The organism is Mycobacterium pseudokansasii, assembly GCF_900566075.1.
GTDB classification, from domain to species: Bacteria; Actinomycetota; Actinomycetes; order Mycobacteriales; family Mycobacteriaceae; genus Mycobacterium; species Mycobacterium pseudokansasii.
In genome coordinates this window covers 5312065-5330975 of record NZ_UPHU01000001.1, presented here as the reverse complement: position 1 = coordinate 5330975, position 18911 = coordinate 5312065, and the positions used below count along the sequence as shown (strand labels likewise).

Below are 18911 nucleotides of genomic sequence, written 5' to 3'. Positions count from 1 at the left end.
TAACTGACTTCGGTCTGGCATTAGGCCATCCGAAGCCAGGCGGCGACCCCGAGGAGCGGCGAGGTGGATTTCGGAGCACTACCACCCGAGATCACTTCAGCGAGAATGTATGCGGGTCCTCGGTCGGAGCCGCTGTTAGGCGCCGCGGCGGCCTGGGACAAACTGGCTGACGACCTATACCGCACTGCCGCATCCGTTGGTTCGATCACTTCGGCGTTGACCGACGACGGGTGGCGGGGCCCGGCGTCGGACTCGATGGCTGCCGCGGTTGCGCCCTACCTGCGCTGGCTGACCGGTACCGCCGGAGCGGCCGAGCAGATCGCGGGCCAGGCCAGGGCGGCTGCCTGCGCCTTCGAGAACGCCTTCGCCACCACGGTGCCGCCCTCGGTGATCGCCGCCAACCGGGCTCGGATGGCCTCGTTGACCCACGCGAATGCGACCGCTCAGGAAACACCCGCCATCGCGGCCCTCGAGGCCGACTACGGCGAAATGTGGGCCCAGGATGCCTGCGCGATGTATCGCTACGCGAACGCCTCGGCGTCGGCCGCGACGCTGACGCCGTTGGCTCTACCGACGCTGGGGGACAACCCGCCCGTATTCCAGGAGTGGGGCGCCGACGCCGGGATGCCCGATATGTTGGCCCAAGCGATGGCCCAGGTGCCCGCCGCGCTGCGCAGCCTCGGGCGGCCGGTGCAATCGGTGTCTGCCTCTTCGACGATTGCAAACATGCTGCGGGTCGGGCTTTTCCCGTCGCCGGTGAGTTCCTTCGTGGCGGCGATCAGTGCCCCGCTGGCCATGACGCCGGCGGCGATGGCCACGATGTCTACACAATTGTCCGGCTCATCTCGGCTGGTGGTTTCGGCGGCCTGGCGTCGCGCCGCTTTGGTCGGCAGGTTGTCGGTGCCGCGAAGTTGGGGCGCGGCCGCGTGCGGCGCAACCGGTCTCCGTTTGATCGCTAAATCAACTGCTTGACTTAAGGCGGCGTGCACCGATTAACTCGTCGTGTGGCCAACGAACTGGCCGGCAAGGTTGCCGTCGTCACCGGTGGGGCGTCGGGTATCGGCCGTGCCACGGTTGAACGGTTCGTGACCGAGGGTGCGCGGGTGGTCATTGCCGACGTCGACGAGGACACGGGCCGGGCGCTGGCGAGCACGCTGGGGCCCGATGCGTTGTTCCGGCGCACTGACGTCTCCGATCCCGAACAGGTCGAGGCGATGGTGACAACCGCGGTCGACACCTTCGGCGGTTTGCACATCATGGTGAACAACGCGGGCGTCTCCGGAACCATGCACCGCCGATTCCTCGACGACGACTTGGCCGATTTCCACCGGGTCATGGCCGTCAACGTCCTGGGGGTCATGGCGGGCACCCGCGATGCCGCGCGGCACATGGCCGCCCACGGCGGCGGATCCATTGTCACCATGACGTCCATCGGCGGGATCCAGGCCGGCGGCGGCGTAATGACTTATCGCGCATCGAAGGCGGCGGTCATCCAGTTCACCAAGTCTGCGGCAATCGAATTGGCGCACTACGAAATTCGGGTCAACGCCATCGCGCCGGGCAACATACCCACGCCGTTACTGGCGACGTCGGCGGCGGCTATGGATCGAGAGCGCATCGAGCAGTACGAGGCGGCGATCCGCCAGACGATGCGGGAAGACCGCCCGCTGAAGCGGGAGGGCACACCGGAGGACATCGCAGAAGCGGCATTGTATTTCGCCGGCGAGCGGTCCCGCTATGTCACCGGAACCGTGCTCCCGGTGGACGGCGGGACGGTGGCCGGTAAGGCGATCCGGTCCCTGCGCCGAACGTGAAGCCACTGCGAACTTTTCGCGGAATTGTCGCATTGACCACACGTTGGGCGACGCGGCGACGGCAGCCCTAGCTTGACGGGCGGCGAGCCGTGGCCAATACCCTCGTCCAGTTCGCCGGGGTCGACGCCGCCCTCGATGGCGGCGCCAGCGGCGGCCCGGGCGGCACCCGTATCACCCTGATAGGCCAATGACCAGCCACGGCCCGCCAGGCCTCGTCGGCCAGCGACAGCGACGGCACCCGCCAGGTCACCTCACCGGGCGCTCCGATCGGTTCGCCACTGGTCGCGAGCAAGGTCAATCGACGGGAGGCCGGCGAAACTCGTCAGCTGGGGTGGGAGCCCTTGGGCCGCAATGGTCTTCGGCAATCGCAGCGGCGGGAAGTCGGTGCGCGGGTCGGGATGGCACAGTTGCGTTACCCGCTCGGGTCGCGGGAGGTCCCGCAGGGGGTGGGTGCCCAGGTCGGTCAGCCATACACCGGCCGGGAGTTGGTCGCTCACCAAATCGCTTGTGGTGCCTGATAGTACGGTCTGGCCGCCGTGTGCCAGATCGCGCAGCCGCGCCGGGTGGTTGATGGTCGGACCAACATAGTTGGCCGGATCCTTCGGGTCGCGCATCCGCACCTCGCCGGTGTGCAACCCGATTCGCAGCCGCAGCCGGGCCAGCGGGGCGCGCTGCAGCGCCAGCGCGCAGTCGAGCGCATCGCTGGCACCGGTGAACGCGACCACGAAGCTGTCGTCCTCGCCCTGCTCGACCGGACGTACCCCGTCGTGGTCGGCGATGAGCCCGGCGGAGGGTGCCGTCGAGTTCGACGATCGCCGCTGCCGTCTGCTCCGGCTGGCGGGTACATGTTGTGCCCGTCTGTCATCGACCAGTTCGTTGTGCCCTGAAGCTCAGGTATCAATCAGGTATCATGCCGTCATGGGGATGACGCTACGCACCAGTGCTGAGCAGACGGAAGCGCTGCGCAGGCAGGCGATCGCGGAGGGACGGTCGATGCAGGCCGTCGCCTTGTCGGCCATCGACGAATACATCGCGCGGCGCACACACAAGGCGAAGGTTGCCGCGGCTCTGCAGCGCGTGGTGCGGGAGGAGGCCGGGGTCCTGCGGCGCCTTAAGGACGCATGACCGAGTACCTGGATCTCGATGATCTGCTCGACATTGCCCGTGAGGCTGTCGGTGCGGATGTCGTGGTCGGGGATTACGGCCTGCTTGAGTCAGCTCTGGCGCGCCCCTGCGCGTCGGTGTTCGGTGAAGATGCCTACCCGAGTCTGCACCTCAAGGCCGCCGCGTTGCTGCACTCCCTGGCGCGGAACCACGCGCTGGTGGATGGAAACAAGCGACTGGCGTGGACGGCCTGCCGGACTTTCCTCGCCATCAACGGCCAGTGGATTAGTGCCCCCGAGGATGACCGCTTCGAATTCATCATCCAGGTCGCGACCGGCGCATTGCCTGATCTTGCAAAGATGGCCGAACAACTACGCGCATGGAGCTACGACGAGGGCTGAGTCAACCGTGGCGGGCCGCCTCCTGGGCCAGTTGCACGCGAGAAGTCAGGCCGAGTTTGGTGTAGACGTGGGTGAGATGGGCCTGCACGGTCCGTGGTGACACGAATAACCGGGTGGCGATGTCCTTGTTCGCCAGTCCGTCGGCGACCAGTCGCACGACATCACGCTCGGCGGGCGTCAGCGATTCCCAGCCGCTGGCCGGGCGTCGACGTTCACCGCGACCCCGTTGCGCATGGGCGATCGCCTCCTCGATGGACAGCGCCGCGCCCTCGGCCCAGACGGCATCAAATACACTGTTGTCCAGCGCATCTCGCAGCCAAGCCACCGAATCCTGGTAGCCCCGCCTGGTACACCTGAAATCGCACCACCTCCATGCGACGGCGGAGCGCCTCGGCCGCGCCGAAAAGTCGGGCGGCTTGGTGAGAGTCGACGTCTCGGGCCAGATCGGCGAGGCATTCGAGGCAATCGGGGACCGAGATATAGGCGCCGCTGCCTACCGCGCAGGCAAGCGCATCATGGGCGTCCGCGTCGGCCGCGGATCGCTCACCTTGGGCGATCGCGACCCGTGCGCGTGCCAGCAGTGCCAACGCCGAGCGCCAGCCCGTTGTCGTTGCGGCCGCCTCGTCGGCCCACCGGCGAGCCGCAACGAAATCTCCCGCTGCCAAGCTCGACCTCGGCGTTGAACGGACGTTGTACGGCCGCGACCTGAGGCTGAATCCTCATGTGTCGCCAGGCGGTCTCCGCTGTCTCTCGTGCCGCCGCGACATCGTGGCCGCGTGGGAGCAGCTCGACGCCTATGTCGGAGACTCGATCGATCGTCGCCGCCAATACCTCGGTGATGATCTGACTTCCCAGCTCATCCGAGCCGAAGACGACGGCGAGCGCTTTACTCGCGACGAGCTCGTCAACCTCGTCGCCGTCCTGCTCAACGCCGGAACCGACACCACCCGTAATCAATTGGCCGCCGCGGTGCAGATTCTCGCCGACCATCCCGGCCAGTGGTCGCTGCTGGTCGAGCATCCCGAGCTGGCACCGCGCGCGGTGGAGGAGTTGATCCGTTACTTCCCAATCGCTTTCAGCAGTGTGCGGGTTGCCGTCGACGACGTCGAATTCGACGATGTCCGCATCCCGGCGGGCACGTGCGTTATCGCCAGCACCGCGGCAGCCAATCGCGACCCCGCGGTCTACGACGAACCCGATCGTCTCGACATCACCCGGCAGGGTCCGGCGCCGATGCTGACCTTCGGCGGTGCTGGGCACTACTGCCTGGGTGCGCATCTGGCCAGAGTCGAACTCGCCGAAGCGCTGATAATCGTGACCCGGCTGATGCCGCACGCGCGCCGCAGCGGACCCGTCACGTGGAAGCCCATCGCGGGAATCAGCGGCCCGACAGCGCTGCCCGTCGAATTCGACGCCCGACACATGCGACGGGTGGCCAAGCCGGGGGCGGTGCCGAGGACCGCTACCGATCGAGGACCTCGATTCGGCAATTCGGCCCGTGCGCACGGGCGAGCCGAGCGTCCAGCGTGAGCAGTGTCGCGTCGAACGCCTCCGCCAGTGCCACGTAGAACGCGTCCCATCCGCGAACCGAGTTGCGCAGTTGCCATGCTCGCTCCAGCAGCCAGCGATGCCCGAATCGTTCGCCGGGCCAGTCCCGTAGATCGGCGAGGGCCTGCGCGGCGGCTGTGCTGTCCATCCGCCCGCGGAGGTGTTGAGCGCGGATCACTCCCATCACCTCGACGTCGATCACGTGCGGCGCTACCTGGTCGGTGTCGGACGCCAGGCGGGTCGCGATCTCGCCGGCCCGCGGTGTGTCCGCGACGACCTCGAACAGGCAGGAGGCGTCAACGACCAGCATGGGGCCATTCGCCGCGCCACTCATCCAGTGTCGCCAGCACCTCGGCCGTGGATATCTCCGAGGGCCGCCGCCCAGTGCGTGCCAGCCACTGGGTGACCGACGGCCGCGCCGCCAGCCGAGCGGCCTCCCGGCGCAGCAACTCGGGCACCGTGATGCCCTCTGCGGCGGCGCGCCGCACCAAGGCTGCGTACACCTCATCGTCGATGTCGCGAATCTGAACCGTCTTAGGCACTATCGCAACATATCATGCGTATTTGCATGGCAGGGTGCAGTTTTGCGGCGGAGCCGGGGCGTCAATAGCCGGTCTAAATCAAGCGCTTGACTTAACTGCCGGTCGGGCGGTTCACTGGACGATATGACCAGTGTCGGCAGGGTCGTGCGCAGCGAGCGCGCCAGCTCCACGCAGGAGGCGATCCTGGCGGCCGCCGAGCGGCTGTTCGCCGAGCACGGCGTGTTCGCGGTGTCCAACCGGCAGGTCAGCGAGGCTGCCGGGCAGGGAAACAACGCCGCGGTCGGCTATCACTTCGGCACCAAAACCGACTTGGTGCGTGCCATCGAGCAGAAGCACCGGCTGCCGGTTGAACGGCTCCGCGAGCAGGTGGTGGCCGAGCTGCCGGACGCCCCGACGATGCGCGATTGGGTGGCGTGCCTGGTGTGCCCGCTCACCGAACATCTCGAGGCTCTGGGTAATCCCACGTGGTACGCCAGGTTCGCCGCCCAGGCGATGACCGATCCCGCATATCACAACATCGTCGTCAAGGACGCGCTGAGCTCGCCGTCGCTGGTTCGGGTGATCGACGGCATCAACGGCTGCCTTCCCGATCTGCCGCTCGACGTCCGCTATCAACGCAACCTCATGGCCCGGAACCTGTTGATGCACACCTGCGCTGATCTCGAACGTGCTCTGGCAACGGGAACCTCGACGCCCCGGCCTTCCTGGCGGGCCGCGGCTACGGCACTCATCGACGCGATCGTGGGCCTGTGGCTGGCCCCCGTCACGGCGTGCAAGTGAAGGGCCGGCAGATGAAAGTGACTGTGGACCAAGACGTTTGCGCCTCCTCCGGGAACTGCGTCATGCACGCACCCGAGGTGTTCGCCCAGCGCGACGAGGACGGTGTCGTCATCCTGCGCACTGCGCACCCGCCCGCCGAGCACGCCGAGGGCGCCCGCAAAGCCGCCGCCGCCTGCCCGGCAATGGCCATCCACATCGAGGAGTGACAGTGTCGGACACGCTTGCCAGCAGCGCCCCCGAGGCAGCGGCGGAGATCCCGGACTATCCGATGCCGCGAGGCGCCCGCTGTCCGTTCGCGCCGCCTCCGGACGTGATGGCGCTGGCCAATGCCAGGCCGCTGTCGCGGGTGCGGATCTGGGACGGCAGCACGCCGTGGCTGATCACGGGTTATGAGCAAGTGCGCGAACTGTTTTCCGATTCGCGGGTCAGTGTCGATGACCGGTTGGCCGGCTTTCCGCACTGGAACGCCGCCATGTTGTCGACCGTCCACAAACGTCCCCGATCGGTGTTTACCGCCGACGGCGAAGAGCACACCCGTTTCCGGCGGATGTTGTCAAAGCCGTTCACGTTCAAAAGGGTTGAGGGTTTACGCCCCACCATCCAGCAGATCACCGATGACCATATCGACGCGATGCTGGCCGGTCCGAAGCCGGCCGATCTCGTTGCGGCCATGGCTTTGCCGGTGCCGTCGCTGGTGATCAGCCAGCTGCTGGGGGTGCCCTACGAGGACGCTGAGATGTTCCAGCATTACGCGACGGTCGGTCTGGCCCGGTATGCGACCGGCGAGGACACCGTCAAAGGGGCTATGAGCCTGCACAAATACCTGGCCCGGCTGGTCGAGGCCAAAATGGACGAGCCTGCCGAAGATGCGGTGTCCGATCTGGCCGAACGGGTCAAGGCCGGCGAGCTCAGCGTCAAGGAGGCCGCCCAGTTGGGTACCGGCCTGCTGATCGCCGGGCACGAGACCACCGCGAACATGATCGGCCTCGGTGTACTTGCCCTGCTGGAACATCCCGAGCAGGCGGCCGTATTGCGCGATGCCGAGGACCCGAAGGTCGTCGCCAACGCGGTCGAGGAGTTGCTGCGTTATCTCAGCATCATCCAAACGGGCCAGCGCCGGGTCGCCCTCGAGGACATCCACATCGCCGGCGAAACCATCCGCGCCGGTGAGGGGATCATCATCGATTTGGCGCCGGCGAACTGGGATCCGCACGCATTCACCGAGCCGGACCGGCTGTATCTGCACCGCTCGGGAGCCGACCGGAATGTGGCGTTCGGGTACGGCAGGCATCAGTGTGTGGGCCAGCAGCTGGCCCGCGCGGAACTACAGATCGTCTACCGAACGTTGTTGCGGCGCATTCCCACCCTCGCGCTGGCCATCCCCGTCGAAGACGTCCCGTTCAAACACGACCGGCTGGCCTACGGCGTCTACGAACTGCCGGTCGCCTGGTGACCACTACCGCGATCCGAACGGAGGGCCAATGATGTCGGCTCAAACCAGCACACTCTCGCTCTACCCTCCCGAAGGTTTTGGCGCACCGAAAAACCGGCGTGGCCATGCCGTGGGCACCGATCCCGGCCTGCCTGAAGGCACCGTGGTGTTTTCCGCGGACAACCACATCTCGTTGGCCGCAGACATCTTCTACGAGCGCTTTCCGGATGAACTGAAGGACAAGGCACCCCGCATCTGGTACGAGGACGGCGCCTATCAGGTGGGGCGCAAGGGCCAATCGTTTCTGCCGGGCGACTTCAGCGCGGTGCTCATGCAGTACGACGACCTGCCCGGGGCGGCCAGCACCAACATCGAGGCCCGGATTCAAGAGCTGCACGACGACGGCGTCGACAAGGAGCTGGCGTTTCCCAATGCCGTCCTGGCGCTGTTTCACTACCCCGACAAGAAACTTCGCGAGCTGGCGTTTCGCATCTACAACGAGTACATCGCCGACCTGCAAGAACGTTCGGGTGGGCACTTCTACGGCGCCGGGCTGATCAACTGGTGGGACCCCGAGGGAACGCGACGCACCTTGGCCGAGCTGAAAGCATTGGGACTCAAGACGTTTCTGATGCCGCTCAACCCGGGCAAGGATGACGACGGCAACCCGATCGACTACGCCAGCAACTCGATGAGCCCGGTGTGGGACGAGATCGAGGAATCCGGCGTTCCCATCAGCCACCACATCGGGGAAACCCCGCCGAAGAGCCCGTGCGAGTTCAACAGTGTGGTCGTCGGGATGATGATCAACATCGACGGGTTCCGGGAAACCTTCTCCAAGTACATCTTCGGTGGCATCCTCGACCGGCACCCGCGGTTGCGCATCGGCTGGTTCGAAGGTGGCATCGCCTGGGTACCGTGGGCACTGCAAGACGCCGAACACCTGGTGGCGTCCTACCAACACATGTTCAACCGGCCGCTGGAGCACGACATCCGCTACTACTGGGACCGGCACATGAGCGCCTCGTTCATGGTCGACCCGTTGGGGCTGGAGCTGATCGACCGGATCGGCATCGACAAGGTCATGTGGTCGTCGGACTACCCGCACAACGAAAGCACCTACGGCTATTCCGAGAAGTCACTGGCTGCCGTGGTGCAAGCCGTCGGGCCGGCCAATGCGGCCCGGATCGTCAGCGGCAACATCACCGAGTTCCTGGGCCTGTAACGGTGACAACGCTTGCGCAGCTGCAGATTCCTGACACTCCGGACCTGACCCGGATGCGCCGGGAAACCGGTGCCAGGCTGCGAACGGCCATGGCCGAGCGCGGAATAGACGCGTTGATCCTGCTCGGCAACAGTGCCGTCGTCTACGCCACCGGAACCAGTTGGCCCCTGGGTGACGCCGGACTCTCCTACGTCGAGCGGCCGGTGGCGGTGGTGCTCGCCGACGACGAGTGGCCGCATCTGTTTCTGCCCTACCGCGTCGGTGCCTCGCAGGAATCGGAGCTGCCGCCCGATCATCGGCACGGGCCGGTCTATCTCGAATTCGACGAAGGTGTCCAGCTTTTCGCCCGCCAGCTGGCAGGCCTTACTCCCGGCGGGGCGACGATAGCGGTCGACGAACTGACCGGCGCCATGTCGCGGGCCCGCAACCTGTTGTTCCCCAACGGCTCTCCCGAGGACGCTAGCGCGGTCGTCGGCGCCGCAAAGGTGATCAAGACCCCGGACGAACTGGCGTGCATCCGCACCGCGGTGCGGATCACCGACGAGGCGATGGTCGAGGTCCACCGGGCGCTGGCACCGGGAATTCGCCAAATCGATTTGTCAGCTCGCTTTTTGCGCCGCGCCTTCGAGTTGGGTGCCACCGCCAGCATGCTCGAACCGATTTGGCAGGTGATGCCACAGAGCAGGGCCGAGGGCGTGTGGACCACGCACGGTGATCTGGCGCTGCCGCTGCTCACCACCGAGCGGGAACTGGCCGAGGGCGACGTGTTGTGGACCGACGTCAGCATCACCTACCGGGGTTATTGCTCGGACTTCGGGCGGACCTGGATCGTCGGGCGGGACCCGGCGCCGCGCCAGCAGGCGCAGTTCCACAGATGGTGCGAGATCATGGCCGCGGTGGTGGGCGTGGCCCGCGCCGGGGCCACCGCCGCTGAGCTGGGCCAAGCCGCGACGCAGGCCAACGGCGGTGTCCGGCCCTGGCTGCCGCACTTCTACCTGGGCCATGGCATCGGCGTCAACGCCGCCGAAATGCCGATGATCGGCACGGATCTCGGCGACGAATTCGACGAAGGCTTCGTGCTGCAGCCCGGCATGGTGCTGGTCCTGGAACCGGTGGCGTGGCAGGACGGCACCGGCGGCTACCGCAGCGAAGAGGTGCTGGTGATCACCGAGGAGGGCTCGATCCGGTTGACCGACTATCCCTATGACCCTTATGCCGACTGAGGTCCTGCCCGACGACCGGGCATTGCGGCTGGGGCGCCGGCAACGGGCGCTGGAGCAGATGGCCGCGCACGATCTCGACGTCCTGGTTCTCGGTCGCCAGGCCAATGTCCGTTACGTCTCCGGTACACCGCAGCTGTGGGTCGCCGGGACCCGCCCGTTCGGCCCCACCTGCGTGCTGGTGCGCGCTACCGGTGCCGTTCATCTGCTCAGCACCTGGGACGAAGGTGTTCCCGACGACATCCCACACGAAAACCTGTACGGAATCTCCTGGAACCCGCTGAACGCCATTGCGGTGTTACAGCGCATCGAGGGCGCCGCAACCGCCCGGCGGGTGGGAACCGATGCGCTGTCACCGGTTTTCGCCCGTCTGTTACCGACGGCCTTTCCGCACGCCGAACTGGTGGACGGCGAGTTGGCCATGCGCGCGGCCCGGCGGATCAAGACCGACGAGGAAGTGGCCGCGCTGCGCCAAGCCATCGCGGTGGCCGAATCGGGACTGGCCGCAGCAGTCGCCGAGCTGCGCCCCGGGGTCAGTGAGCAGGTCTTGGCCGGGGTGCTGCTGGAAGCCCTGGCCGCCGGCGGGGTGAGCACACCGTCGAATCAGGATGTGGTGTGGGTGACTTCGCGCGATCACCCGTGGCGCCTGGTGAGCCGCGACGGCCGCGTGCACGACGGCGACTTGGTGGCCTTTTCGGTCGGAGTACTGGCCGGCGGCTACATCGGCGAGGTGGGCCGGACCTGGCCTACCGGCGGCGCGGGCGCCACGGCCCTTTACCGGCGCTGGGAAGCCCTGTGGGAGCGCCTGATTGCGGCATGCCGACCGGATGCCGGTGCCGGTGAACTCCTGGCGGCCTATGCCGCATCCGGGGAGCCGAACCCGCCGATGCCCGTGGCACGGGGTTTGGGTATGGGCTTTGACCCGCCGGTCATCTCCGCACAGCTACCGCAGACAGCAGCCGACGACCGATTGGAGCGGGGAATGGTTCTTGCCGTGACGGGGTACGTCTGGGAACCGGGGATCGGCGCGGTGTTCGGCCGCCAAGCCGTGCTGATCACCGCCGAGGGACCCGAAGTGCTGACCTCCAGCCCGATGTGGCGGGCATAGCGATGGCCGGATCGGATCCACCGGTGGAGGAGGTCGTTCGGTACGAAAAGGACCCCACGACTCGCATCGCCACCATCACGTTCGACCGGCCCGGCCACCTCAACGCGCCGACGATCGCCGCGCGGTTGCACTACGCCGACTTGCTGCACCGCGCGAGCATCGACGACGACGTCAAGGTGCTGGTGATTCGTGGTGCCGGAGAGGATCTCGGTTCGGGCGCCGATCTCGAGGAATTCATGGACGTCATGAACTCGGCAGATCAGGGACCGCGACTTGCCGAGTTTCGCATCGGGGCAGACGAAGTCAAATATCCGCCGATCGGTAGCTTTCGGCACGGCGCGTCGGTCAGCCAGTGGTATGCCAACCCGAATTCCGGCATTCGTGGTCTGCAGGACTTCAAGAAGATCAGCATCCTGGAGGTGAAGGGCTACTGCTATGGCTGGCACTTCTATCAGGCTGCCGACGCTGATTTGGTGATCTCCAGCGACGATGCGCTGTTTGGTCACCCGTCGTTTCGGTACTACGGGTGGGGCCCGCGGATGTGGTGGTGGGCGCAGACCATGGGCATCCGGAAATTTCAGGAGATGGTGTTCACCGGAAGGGCTTTCACCGCCGCGGAGATGTATGACTGCAACTTCCTCAACAGCGTGGTGCCCCGCGACCAACTCGAAGCCGAGGTGCGGAAGTACGCGCTGGCGTGCGCACGCAACCGGCCCAGCGACACCGTGTTCATGCAGAAGGTGTTCTTCGAGATCATGAAGCAGTTTCAGGGGGAGTATATGGGCAGCCTGCTCAGCGGCTTCTTCGAATCGATGGGCAGCGGCGTGCGGGCCGACTCCGATGACCTGATGCTCGACGATGCCATCGAACAGGGGCTCGATGCCGCGGTCAAGGACTACGACAGCAGGTTCCCTCCGGAATGGCGGCTGAGCAAGAAGGATCGTCCCAACCGCAAGAAGAAGAAGGGTTAGTGACGGCGAAACCAACGGTCGAGCCGCCCCTGGCCGGCTACACGGTGGTGGAGCTGTCCACCGGTATCGCGGGTGCCTACTGCACCAAACTGCTGGCCGACGGCGGCGCCGATGTCATCAAAGTGGAACCGCCAGAAGGTGATCCGTTGCGCTCCTGGTCTGCTTCGGGAGCCGTCATCGAGCCGGGCGCCGACGGGGCGTTGTTCAGTTTCTTGAACGGCGGCAAGCACAGCGTGGTCGCCGATCCCGCCAGCGCCGCCGACGTCGACATAGTCAGTGCGTTGCTGACCTCGGCTGACTCGGTGGTGTGGTCAGTTGGCTCGGCGGTCGCCGCGCGTTTCAGACCCGAGGAGATGCAGCGCCGACATCGGCACCTCGTCGTCACGTCGATCACCCCCTTCGGACTGGAAGGCCCGTGGCGCGACTGTCCCGCGACCGAGTTCACCCTGCAGGCGTGGTCGGGTGGCATAGTCGGTTTGGGACGGGGCGTCCCGGATCGGGCGCCGGTATTCGTCGGCGGCCAGGTCGGCGAATATCTGGCTGGGGCATACGCGAGCGCTGCCACTCTGGCGTTCCGTTATCGTCAGATCGGTAGTGGGGCAGGCGAACTGATCGACATTTCCATGCTCGAAACTCAGATACTCGGGCTGACCTACTATCCCGTGACATACTTCGAAATGCTCGGGCACCCCTGGCGCGATGCCCGCAGGCTCACCGTGCCGGGCGTGGCGGAGGCTCGAGATGGCCTGGTAGATCTTGGGTGTGGAACCGCGCAGCAGTGGTTCGACCTGTGTGCGATGGTCGGCCACCCGGAGTGGATCGACGAGGACTCACCGCTGTCGATCACCGAACAGGCCAACATCCACGCCGACGAGATTTACGCTTGGATATGCAGTCACCCGGTCGAGGAAATCCGGGAACTCGCCTCTGCTTTCCGGATTCCCAACGCACCGGTGGCCAACGGCGCAAACATCGCGTCTCTCGACCACTTCCGGGAGCGGGGTTCGTTCATGAGCAATCCGCGCGACGGATTCCTGCAGCCGGGTCATCCGTATCGGATGTGGCCAGTGCAACTTCGCCGGCTCGGACCGGCGCCGCGGTTGGGCGAACATAGCGACCGTTACCGGTCCGCCTGCCTGACGCCCAAGCCGGCGTCCATCGATACGCCACCGTTATTGCCGTTCAATGGAATTCGGGTCCTCGACATGACGACATTCTGGGCGGGGCCGTGCTGTACACATTTCCTGGCCATGCTCGGCGCCGAGGTTATCCATATCGAGTCCACCCGTCGCCCGGACGGGACCCGGCTCATGGCCGGCATCCCGGTGACCGAGGACCAGTGGTGGGAGAAGTCGCCAATCTTCGCGGCACTGAACACCAACAAGAAGGACCTCACACTCGACCTGGGCAGCCCGCGCGGCCGAGAGGTGTTGCATCGGCTGATCGCGACCTGTGACGTGATTGCGGAGAATTTCACGCCCCGGGTACTGGACCAGATGGGCCTGGATTTCGCCACCGTTCAATCGATTCGGCCCGATGCGGTGATGTTGCGCATGCCCGGGTTCGGCCTCGACGGACCGTGGCGGGATAACCCGGCATTCGCCTACGTCATCGAATCTGCGGCCGGGATCAGTTGGCTGACCGGCTATCCGGACCTGCCACCGTTCGAGCCGTACTCGGTCGGTGACCCCAATTCGGGTGTGCACGCGGTGAGTGCGCTGCTGCTGGCGCTCGAGCACCGCCGCCGCACCGGCCAGGGTGTGCTGGTGGAGGCGGCGATGGTGGATGCCGCTGCGAACATTGCCGCCGAGCAGATCATCGAATACACCGCCTACGGTGCAGTACTGCAGCGCACCGGAAACCACGGCCCGGTAGCCGTGCCGCAGAACCTCTACCGCACCGCCGATATCGACGAGTTCGGCCGTCTCGACAGCTGGGTGGCCATCGCGGTCGCGACCGACGAGCAGTGGCAACATCTCTGCGCCGCACTCGGATCACCCTCCTGGGCAACCGAGCCCGCCCTGGCCACCGCCGACGGCCGGCGGGCTCACGAGGACGTGATCGACGACCATCTGGCGCCATGGTGTGCGTCCCGAAGCGGCGATGCGATCGTCGCTACGCTATGGGATGCTGGTGTGCCGGTGGCCAAGGTGATGCAGCCGCACCGGCAACCGGAGTTGGCACAACTGACAGCTCGCGGCTTCTTCGAGGTTCTCGATCATCCGGTGAATGGCCCGGTTAGGCTCAGCAGCATGCCGATGCGGCTTTCCGGCGGGCCTTGCCGGTTCCACACCGTGCCGGCGCCGTTGTTGGGACAACACAATCGCGAGTTGCTGACCGGGCTGGGCCTGTCGGCCGCCGAGATCGCCGAGCTGGAAGCCGACGGCGTGATCGGCCAGACACCGGCCATGCACTCGGCACCCTGAAGTGCGCCATGGCGATTGACCCGTCGAACATCCTGCTCAATGGCCGCGTCGCGGTGGTCACCGGCGGCGGATCGGGGATCGGGCGCGGTATCGCTGCCGGCCTGTCGGCGTTCGGCGCTTCGGTGGCCATCTGGGAACGTGACCCCGAAACATGCACGCAGGCGGCCGAATCCGTCGGAGTACTGGGCATCATCACCGATGTCCGGGACAGCGTCCAGGTCGACGCCGCACTGCAGCGCACCGAAGCCGAATTGGGCCAGGCGAGCATCGTGGTCAACAATGCCGGCGGCGTGTTCGCGTCACCGCTGCTGGAGACCACTGAGAACGGTTGGGATACGCTGTACCGCTCCAACTTACGTCACGTGCTGCTGTGCACGCAGCGTATTGCGCGAGGGTTGGTGACTGCAGGCCTGCCGGGCAGCATCATCAACGTGACCTCGATCGAAGGCGTGCGCGCCGCACCGGGTTACGCGGCATACGCCGCGGCCAAAGCCGGCGTGATCAGCTACACCAAGACTGCGGCTCTGGAACTGGCGCCGTACGGCATCCGGGTCAACGCGATCGCGCCGGATATCACGCTGACCGAAGGCCTGGAGCGCCTCGGCGGGGGCGCGGAGCTGGCCGGCATCGGCACCGTGGTGCCGTTGGGGCGTTCCGGACGCGTCGACGAAATCGCGAGTGTCGCGGTGTTTCTCGCCTCTGACATGTCGAGTTACCTCACTGGTGAAACGCTGCACGTGGACGGTGGTACGCACGCCGCGGGTGGCTGGCATCATGGCTCGCAGACCGGCGACTACCGGCTAGGCTAACCAGGCTGCCGGCTTGGTGTGGTAGCCGTTGAGCAAGGCCTGGTGCCAGCCTCGGATGCCCCACACTCGCGTGCTCACCGGGTCGACGGTGTTGCCGCCGCATCGAGTGTGCGGTGACGGGTTTGGGCGTGCTCGTAGGGCGGGAATATCACGATATGCCCGCCCTGGCGGCAGATTCGGCGCCGTCGAAGCACACTCGGCGCCGTCGGCGCACACTGGACGCCGTCGGCGCACACTCGGCGCCGTCGGCGCACACTCGGCGCCGTCGAAGCACACTCGACGCCGTCGGCGCACACTCGGCGCCGTCGAAGCACACTCGACGCCGTCGAAGCACACTCGGCGCCGTCGAAGCACACTCGGCGCCGTAAGCGCACACCGGACGCCCTCGAAGCACGACAAACGGACAGCGAACGCGACGGGGTCGCCAAACAATCTTCACAGTCGCTGTGAGACGCGACTTTTTGCATGGTCTCCCTCGGCCGGTGACTGCTGTGGCCGATGGCATGGCCTTAGTGCCGCCACCCCTCGGCGGCCTGCTGGTCGAAGGTGCGATCGATACGCTCGAACCTGCGGCGGATGGAGGCTCGGGCGGCCTGGTGCGGCAGCACATAGAGCCGGTTGGCCGCAATCGCATCAGCCGTCAGCCGCGCGACGTCGTCTACGGTGAGGCTGTCATCCTGCGCCGGCAGCGTACCGGCCGTCCCCGTCACGTCCGGTGCTGCCGACAACCCGTAATCCGCGCCGCAAATTCGTTCGGAGTTGGAGACCAGTTTGGTGTCAACGACCATGGGGCACAGGACCGAAACGCCGACTCCGCGGTCCTTGACCTCGCGCGCCAGGGTTTCGGCCAGGCTGACGACGCCATACTTGGCAACGCCATACGCCCCGAGGCCAGCATTGGGCACCAGCCCGGCGAAGGATGCGGTGAACGCGATGTGACCGCCGTGTTCGAGCAGCCCCGGCAAGAATGCCTCGACGGCATGAATCGAGCCCCACAGGTCGATATCGATCACCCAGCGCCAGTCGTCGTGCGTCATGTCGGCGATCGGACCCGCGACGACGATGCCGGCGTTGCTGAAGACGATGTCGACGCGGTCCAGTAGTCGGGACGCTTCGTCGGCGAGATGGGTGACTTCGCGCAGATGGCGGACGTCGCACGACACACCGTGCGCCTCGAACCCGCCGGCACGCAGGTGCGTGACGGCCTGTTCGAGCCCGGGCTGGTCGACGTCGGCGAGCACGACGGCCGCGCCGCGACGGGCGAACTCGGTGGCCGTAGCCAAACCGATACCGCTCGCGCCCCCAGTGATGACCGCCCCGCGCCCGGCGAATCCGGTAATTCCGTCCATGGGCAGGAACCCTATTTCAGGCAGCCACCCGCGTCGACGGGCAGGGTGACTCCGGTGATGTACCTGGATTCGTCGGAGGCCAGGAACAGCACGGCATTGCTGATGTCCTCGGCCTCGACCCACGGAATCGGCAGCGTGTGGAACATCTGGCAGATCGGGGCCATGTCGTCGGGACCCGGATTCTCCAGGTCCGGACGGAACATTTTGAAGGTGCCCTCGTTGTGCAGCATCGGGGTGCGCACATGCGTCGGATGCACCGAGTTGACCCGAATCATGTGCTGCCCCAACTCGACTGCGAACGACCGCATCAGGCCAACCACACCGTGTTTGGCCGCGACATAGTTGCCACAATGCGGATAGGCCTTCATACCGCCCACCGAACTGGTCAGGATGATCGAACCGCCGTTGCCGCCGGCGAGGATATGTGGCACACCGGCTTTGACCGTCTTCCAGACGCCCGAGAGGTTGACGTCGATCATCTCCTGCCAGTCGTGTTCGGTGGTCTTGTCCAAGGTGTCGCCGCCGTTGCCGATCCCGGCGTTGGCCACGATGATGTCCAGCCGACCCAACTGCTCTACACCCGTATCCACCGCGGCTTTGAGCGCGTCGTAGTCGCGCACGTCGACCTCGGCGGTGAAGATTCTGCGGTTGTGGCCCTTGACGAGATCAGCTGTCTCGGCGAGGTCCTCGGGAGTCGAGGCCGGGATGGTCGTGTTGGCGACGATGGGTTTGCACACGTCGACGGCGATGATGTCGGCGCCTTCCTGGGCCAATCGCACCGCGTGGCTGCGGCCCTGACCGCGCGCCGCCCCGGTGATGAAGGCGACTTTCCCCGCAACCCGGCCTTGACGGTCCTGCGCCATCGTTACCTCATTTCTCAAGCAGCTCAGCTGATGACAGCCGGCATGGTCTCCCAGCCCCGCACCGTGGAGGTGGGGGACAGCTTGGCATTGGCGAGGTCCACATCCCATTCGGGGAAGCGCGTGAGGATCTCCTCGAGCGCGATCCGTCCCTCCAGCCGGGCCAGCGCCGAGCCCAGACAGTAGTGGGTCCCGACGCTGAACGTCAGGTGCTGACGCGGTTCGCGCCGGATATCGAAAATGTCTCCGCCGGGCGGGAATTGGCGGTGGTCGCGGTTGGCCGCTCCGATGAGCATCATCATGACACTGCCCTCGGGCACCTGTCGGCCGTAGTACTCGACGTCACGGGTCACATACCTGGCCACGTGCGGAGCAGGCGGCTCGTATCGCAGCAACTCCTCGACGGCCTGCGGAATCAACGACGGATTGTCGACCAGCGCGCGGCGCTGATCCGGATGCTCGGCCAGCACTTTGCCTGCCCAGCCGATCAGCCGGGTGGTGGTTTCGTTGCCCGCACCGGACACGACGCTGACATAGGTGAGAAGTTCGTCGCGTCTGAGCCGGCGCACCGTTCCGGTCTCGTCCTCGAACTCGACGTTGAGTAGTTCGGTCATGATGTCGTCGGCGGGATGCTCGGCGCGCCAATCGATGTAGCGGGCGAAGAAGTCACCGCTGGCCATGCCGTCAGTGGAAGCCTTCATCGGCTTGCCGGCCTCGGTCCGAAGCTGGGCGTTGGCGAAATCGCGTGCGGCTTCTTGGTCTTCCTCGGGCACGCCGAGCAGCATGCCGATGACCCGCATCGGCATCTGTGCCCCGAGGTCGGCGACGAAGTCGAACTTGCCGGTTTCGACCAGCGGATCCAGACTGCGCGAACAGAATTCGCGGATCTGCGGCTCCAGATCGCTGATCTTGCGCGGGGTGAACATGCGTGACAACAACTTACGGTGAACGTCGTGAATGGGCGGGTCCTCGAATACCAGAACGCCCGGCGGGATGTCGACGTTGGCCTTGATGATTTCCAGGATCGCGCCCTTGGCCGAGCTGAACGTCTGATAGTCGACGATCGCCTGTTCGACGTCGGCGAATCTGCTCAGCGCGTAGAAGTCGTGCCGGGGGTTGTGGTACAGCGGCGCCTCGTCGCGGAGCCGGCGGAACATCGGGTAGGGGTCGGCGTTGAGCTCCACGTCGTACGGATCGAAATACACGTCGCTAGCTGCGGTGACTGTCACGGGTTATCGCCTCTCGCCGGAACGCGCTCACCCGTTTCCCCCATGGGAGCGCGAATCGTGCCGCATCTGAACTCTGTCATCATTCACCAATGG

The 18911-nt window shown here is 66.0% G+C and carries 19 protein-coding genes and 2 pseudogenes; 14 read left to right on the top strand and 7 right to left on the bottom strand.

Annotation, left to right across the window (positions count from 1 at the left end):
• Positions 1-105: 105 nt before the first annotated feature.
• Together EET10_RS23960 and EET10_RS23955 are read left to right on the top strand one after the other, a co-directional pair.
• Positions 106-972 carry a PPE family protein gene (locus EET10_RS23960; protein ID WP_051490614.1) on the top strand — a complete coding sequence of 289 codons (867 nt, stop codon included), beginning with the start codon at positions 106-108 and terminating at the stop codon, positions 970-972.
• Between the two features lie 32 nt (positions 973-1004).
• A complete protein-coding gene (locus tag EET10_RS23955) occupies positions 1005-1814 on the top strand; it encodes an SDR family NAD(P)-dependent oxidoreductase (protein WP_036405064.1) in 810 nt (269 codons plus the stop codon).
• Between the two features lie 308 nt (positions 1815-2122).
• Here the strand turns inward: EET10_RS23955 and EET10_RS23950 are convergent.
• Positions 2123-2651: pseudogene (locus EET10_RS23950) on the bottom strand (adenylate/guanylate cyclase domain-containing protein); the annotation flags it as partial.
• A gap of 81 nt (positions 2652-2732) precedes the next feature.
• Here EET10_RS23950 and EET10_RS23945 point away from each other — a divergent pair.
• Together EET10_RS23945 and EET10_RS23940 are read left to right on the top strand one after the other, a co-directional pair.
• On the top strand, positions 2733-2939 hold the full coding sequence (locus EET10_RS23945; RefSeq protein WP_036405066.1) for a hypothetical protein: 207 nt from the start codon (positions 2733-2735) through the stop codon (positions 2937-2939).
• Complete coding sequence (locus EET10_RS23940) at positions 2936-3319, top strand: type II toxin-antitoxin system death-on-curing family toxin (RefSeq protein WP_036405068.1); 384 nt, start codon at positions 2936-2938, stop codon at positions 3317-3319. The genes EET10_RS23945 and EET10_RS23940 overlap by 4 nt, the downstream gene beginning before the upstream one ends.
• A gap of 1 nt (position 3320) precedes the next feature.
• Here the strand turns inward: EET10_RS23940 and EET10_RS32440 are convergent, their stop codons facing one another.
• A complete protein-coding gene (locus tag EET10_RS32440; protein ID WP_036405070.1) occupies positions 3321-3644 on the bottom strand; it encodes a response regulator transcription factor in 324 nt (107 codons plus the stop codon).
• 440 nt (positions 3645-4084) lie between these two features.
• On the opposite strand from EET10_RS32440, the pseudogene EET10_RS31205 reads away from it, so the two are divergent.
• Positions 4085-4732, top strand: a pseudogene (locus tag EET10_RS31205) (cytochrome P450); the annotation flags it as partial.
• 49 nt (positions 4733-4781) lie between these two features.
• On the opposite strand, the gene EET10_RS23925 reads toward EET10_RS31205, so the two are convergent.
• Both EET10_RS23925 and EET10_RS23920 read right to left on the bottom strand, forming a co-directional pair.
• Positions 4782-5177 (bottom strand): type II toxin-antitoxin system VapC family toxin, encoded by a 396-nt coding sequence (locus EET10_RS23925; RefSeq protein ID WP_036405071.1) that lies wholly within the window; start codon positions 5175-5177, stop codon positions 4782-4784.
• Positions 5164-5409, bottom strand: coding sequence for a hypothetical protein (locus EET10_RS23920; RefSeq protein ID WP_036405072.1), 246 nt, complete (start codon positions 5407-5409; stop codon positions 5164-5166). Before EET10_RS23920 ends, EET10_RS23925 begins: the two co-directional genes overlap by 14 nt.
• 123 nt (positions 5410-5532) lie before the next feature.
• On the opposite strand from EET10_RS23920, the gene EET10_RS23915 reads away from it, so the two are divergent.
• The 9 genes from EET10_RS23915 (at position 5533) to EET10_RS23875 (ending at position 15380) form a co-directional block, all read left to right on the top strand.
• Positions 5533-6189, top strand: a complete 657-nt coding sequence (locus tag EET10_RS23915) for a TetR/AcrR family transcriptional regulator (RefSeq protein WP_036405073.1) — start codon at positions 5533-5535, stop codon at positions 6187-6189.
• Positions 6190-6200: 11 nt separating this feature from the next.
• Positions 6201-6395 carry a ferredoxin gene (locus EET10_RS23910; protein ID WP_036405237.1) on the top strand — a complete coding sequence of 65 codons (195 nt, stop codon included), beginning with the start codon at positions 6201-6203 and terminating at the stop codon, positions 6393-6395.
• A 62-nt stretch (positions 6396-6457) separates the two neighbouring features.
• Positions 6458-7642, top strand: coding sequence for a cytochrome P450 (locus EET10_RS23905; RefSeq protein WP_082276547.1), 1185 nt, complete (start codon positions 6458-6460; stop codon positions 7640-7642).
• Positions 7643-7784: 142 nt separating this feature from the next.
• Positions 7785-8846, top strand: coding sequence for an amidohydrolase family protein (locus EET10_RS23900; RefSeq protein WP_174719751.1), 1062 nt, complete (start codon positions 7785-7787; stop codon positions 8844-8846).
• 2 nt (positions 8847-8848) lie between these two features.
• Positions 8849-10069, top strand: a complete 1221-nt coding sequence (locus EET10_RS23895; RefSeq protein ID WP_425461694.1) for a M24 family metallopeptidase — start codon at positions 8849-8851, stop codon at positions 10067-10069.
• Positions 10059-11174, top strand: coding sequence for a M24 family metallopeptidase (locus EET10_RS23890; protein ID WP_063466633.1), 1116 nt, complete (start codon positions 10059-10061; stop codon positions 11172-11174). Before EET10_RS23895 ends, EET10_RS23890 begins: the two co-directional genes overlap by 11 nt.
• A gap of 2 nt (positions 11175-11176) precedes the next feature.
• Positions 11177-12145 (top strand): enoyl-CoA hydratase/isomerase family protein, encoded by a 969-nt coding sequence (locus tag EET10_RS23885; RefSeq protein ID WP_036405078.1) that lies wholly within the window; start codon positions 11177-11179, stop codon positions 12143-12145.
• Entirely contained in the window at positions 12145-14571 is a 2427-nt protein-coding gene (locus EET10_RS23880) for a CaiB/BaiF CoA transferase family protein (RefSeq protein WP_246013684.1), read from the top strand. The genes EET10_RS23885 and EET10_RS23880 overlap by 1 nt, the downstream gene beginning before the upstream one ends.
• An 8-nt stretch (positions 14572-14579) precedes the next feature.
• Positions 14580-15380 (top strand): SDR family NAD(P)-dependent oxidoreductase, encoded by an 801-nt coding sequence (locus EET10_RS23875; RefSeq protein WP_036405079.1) that lies wholly within the window; start codon positions 14580-14582, stop codon positions 15378-15380.
• 509 nt (positions 15381-15889) lie between these two features.
• On the opposite strand, the gene EET10_RS23870 is transcribed toward EET10_RS23875, so the two are convergent.
• From EET10_RS23870 to EET10_RS23860, 3 genes are read right to left on the bottom strand one after another with little or no spacing between them, the layout of a single operon-like run.
• Positions 15890-16720 (bottom strand): SDR family NAD(P)-dependent oxidoreductase, encoded by an 831-nt coding sequence (locus tag EET10_RS23870; RefSeq protein WP_122502849.1) that lies wholly within the window; start codon positions 16718-16720, stop codon positions 15890-15892.
• 20 nt (positions 16721-16740) lie between these two features.
• Entirely contained in the window at positions 16741-17592 is an 852-nt protein-coding gene (locus EET10_RS23865) for a mycofactocin-coupled SDR family oxidoreductase (RefSeq protein WP_036405081.1), read from the bottom strand.
• Positions 17593-17615: 23 nt separating this feature from the next.
• Positions 17616-18818 carry a cytochrome P450 gene (locus EET10_RS23860; protein ID WP_036405082.1) on the bottom strand — a complete coding sequence of 401 codons (1203 nt, stop codon included), beginning with the start codon at positions 18816-18818 and terminating at the stop codon, positions 17616-17618.
• Positions 18819-18911: the final 93 nt, after the last annotated feature.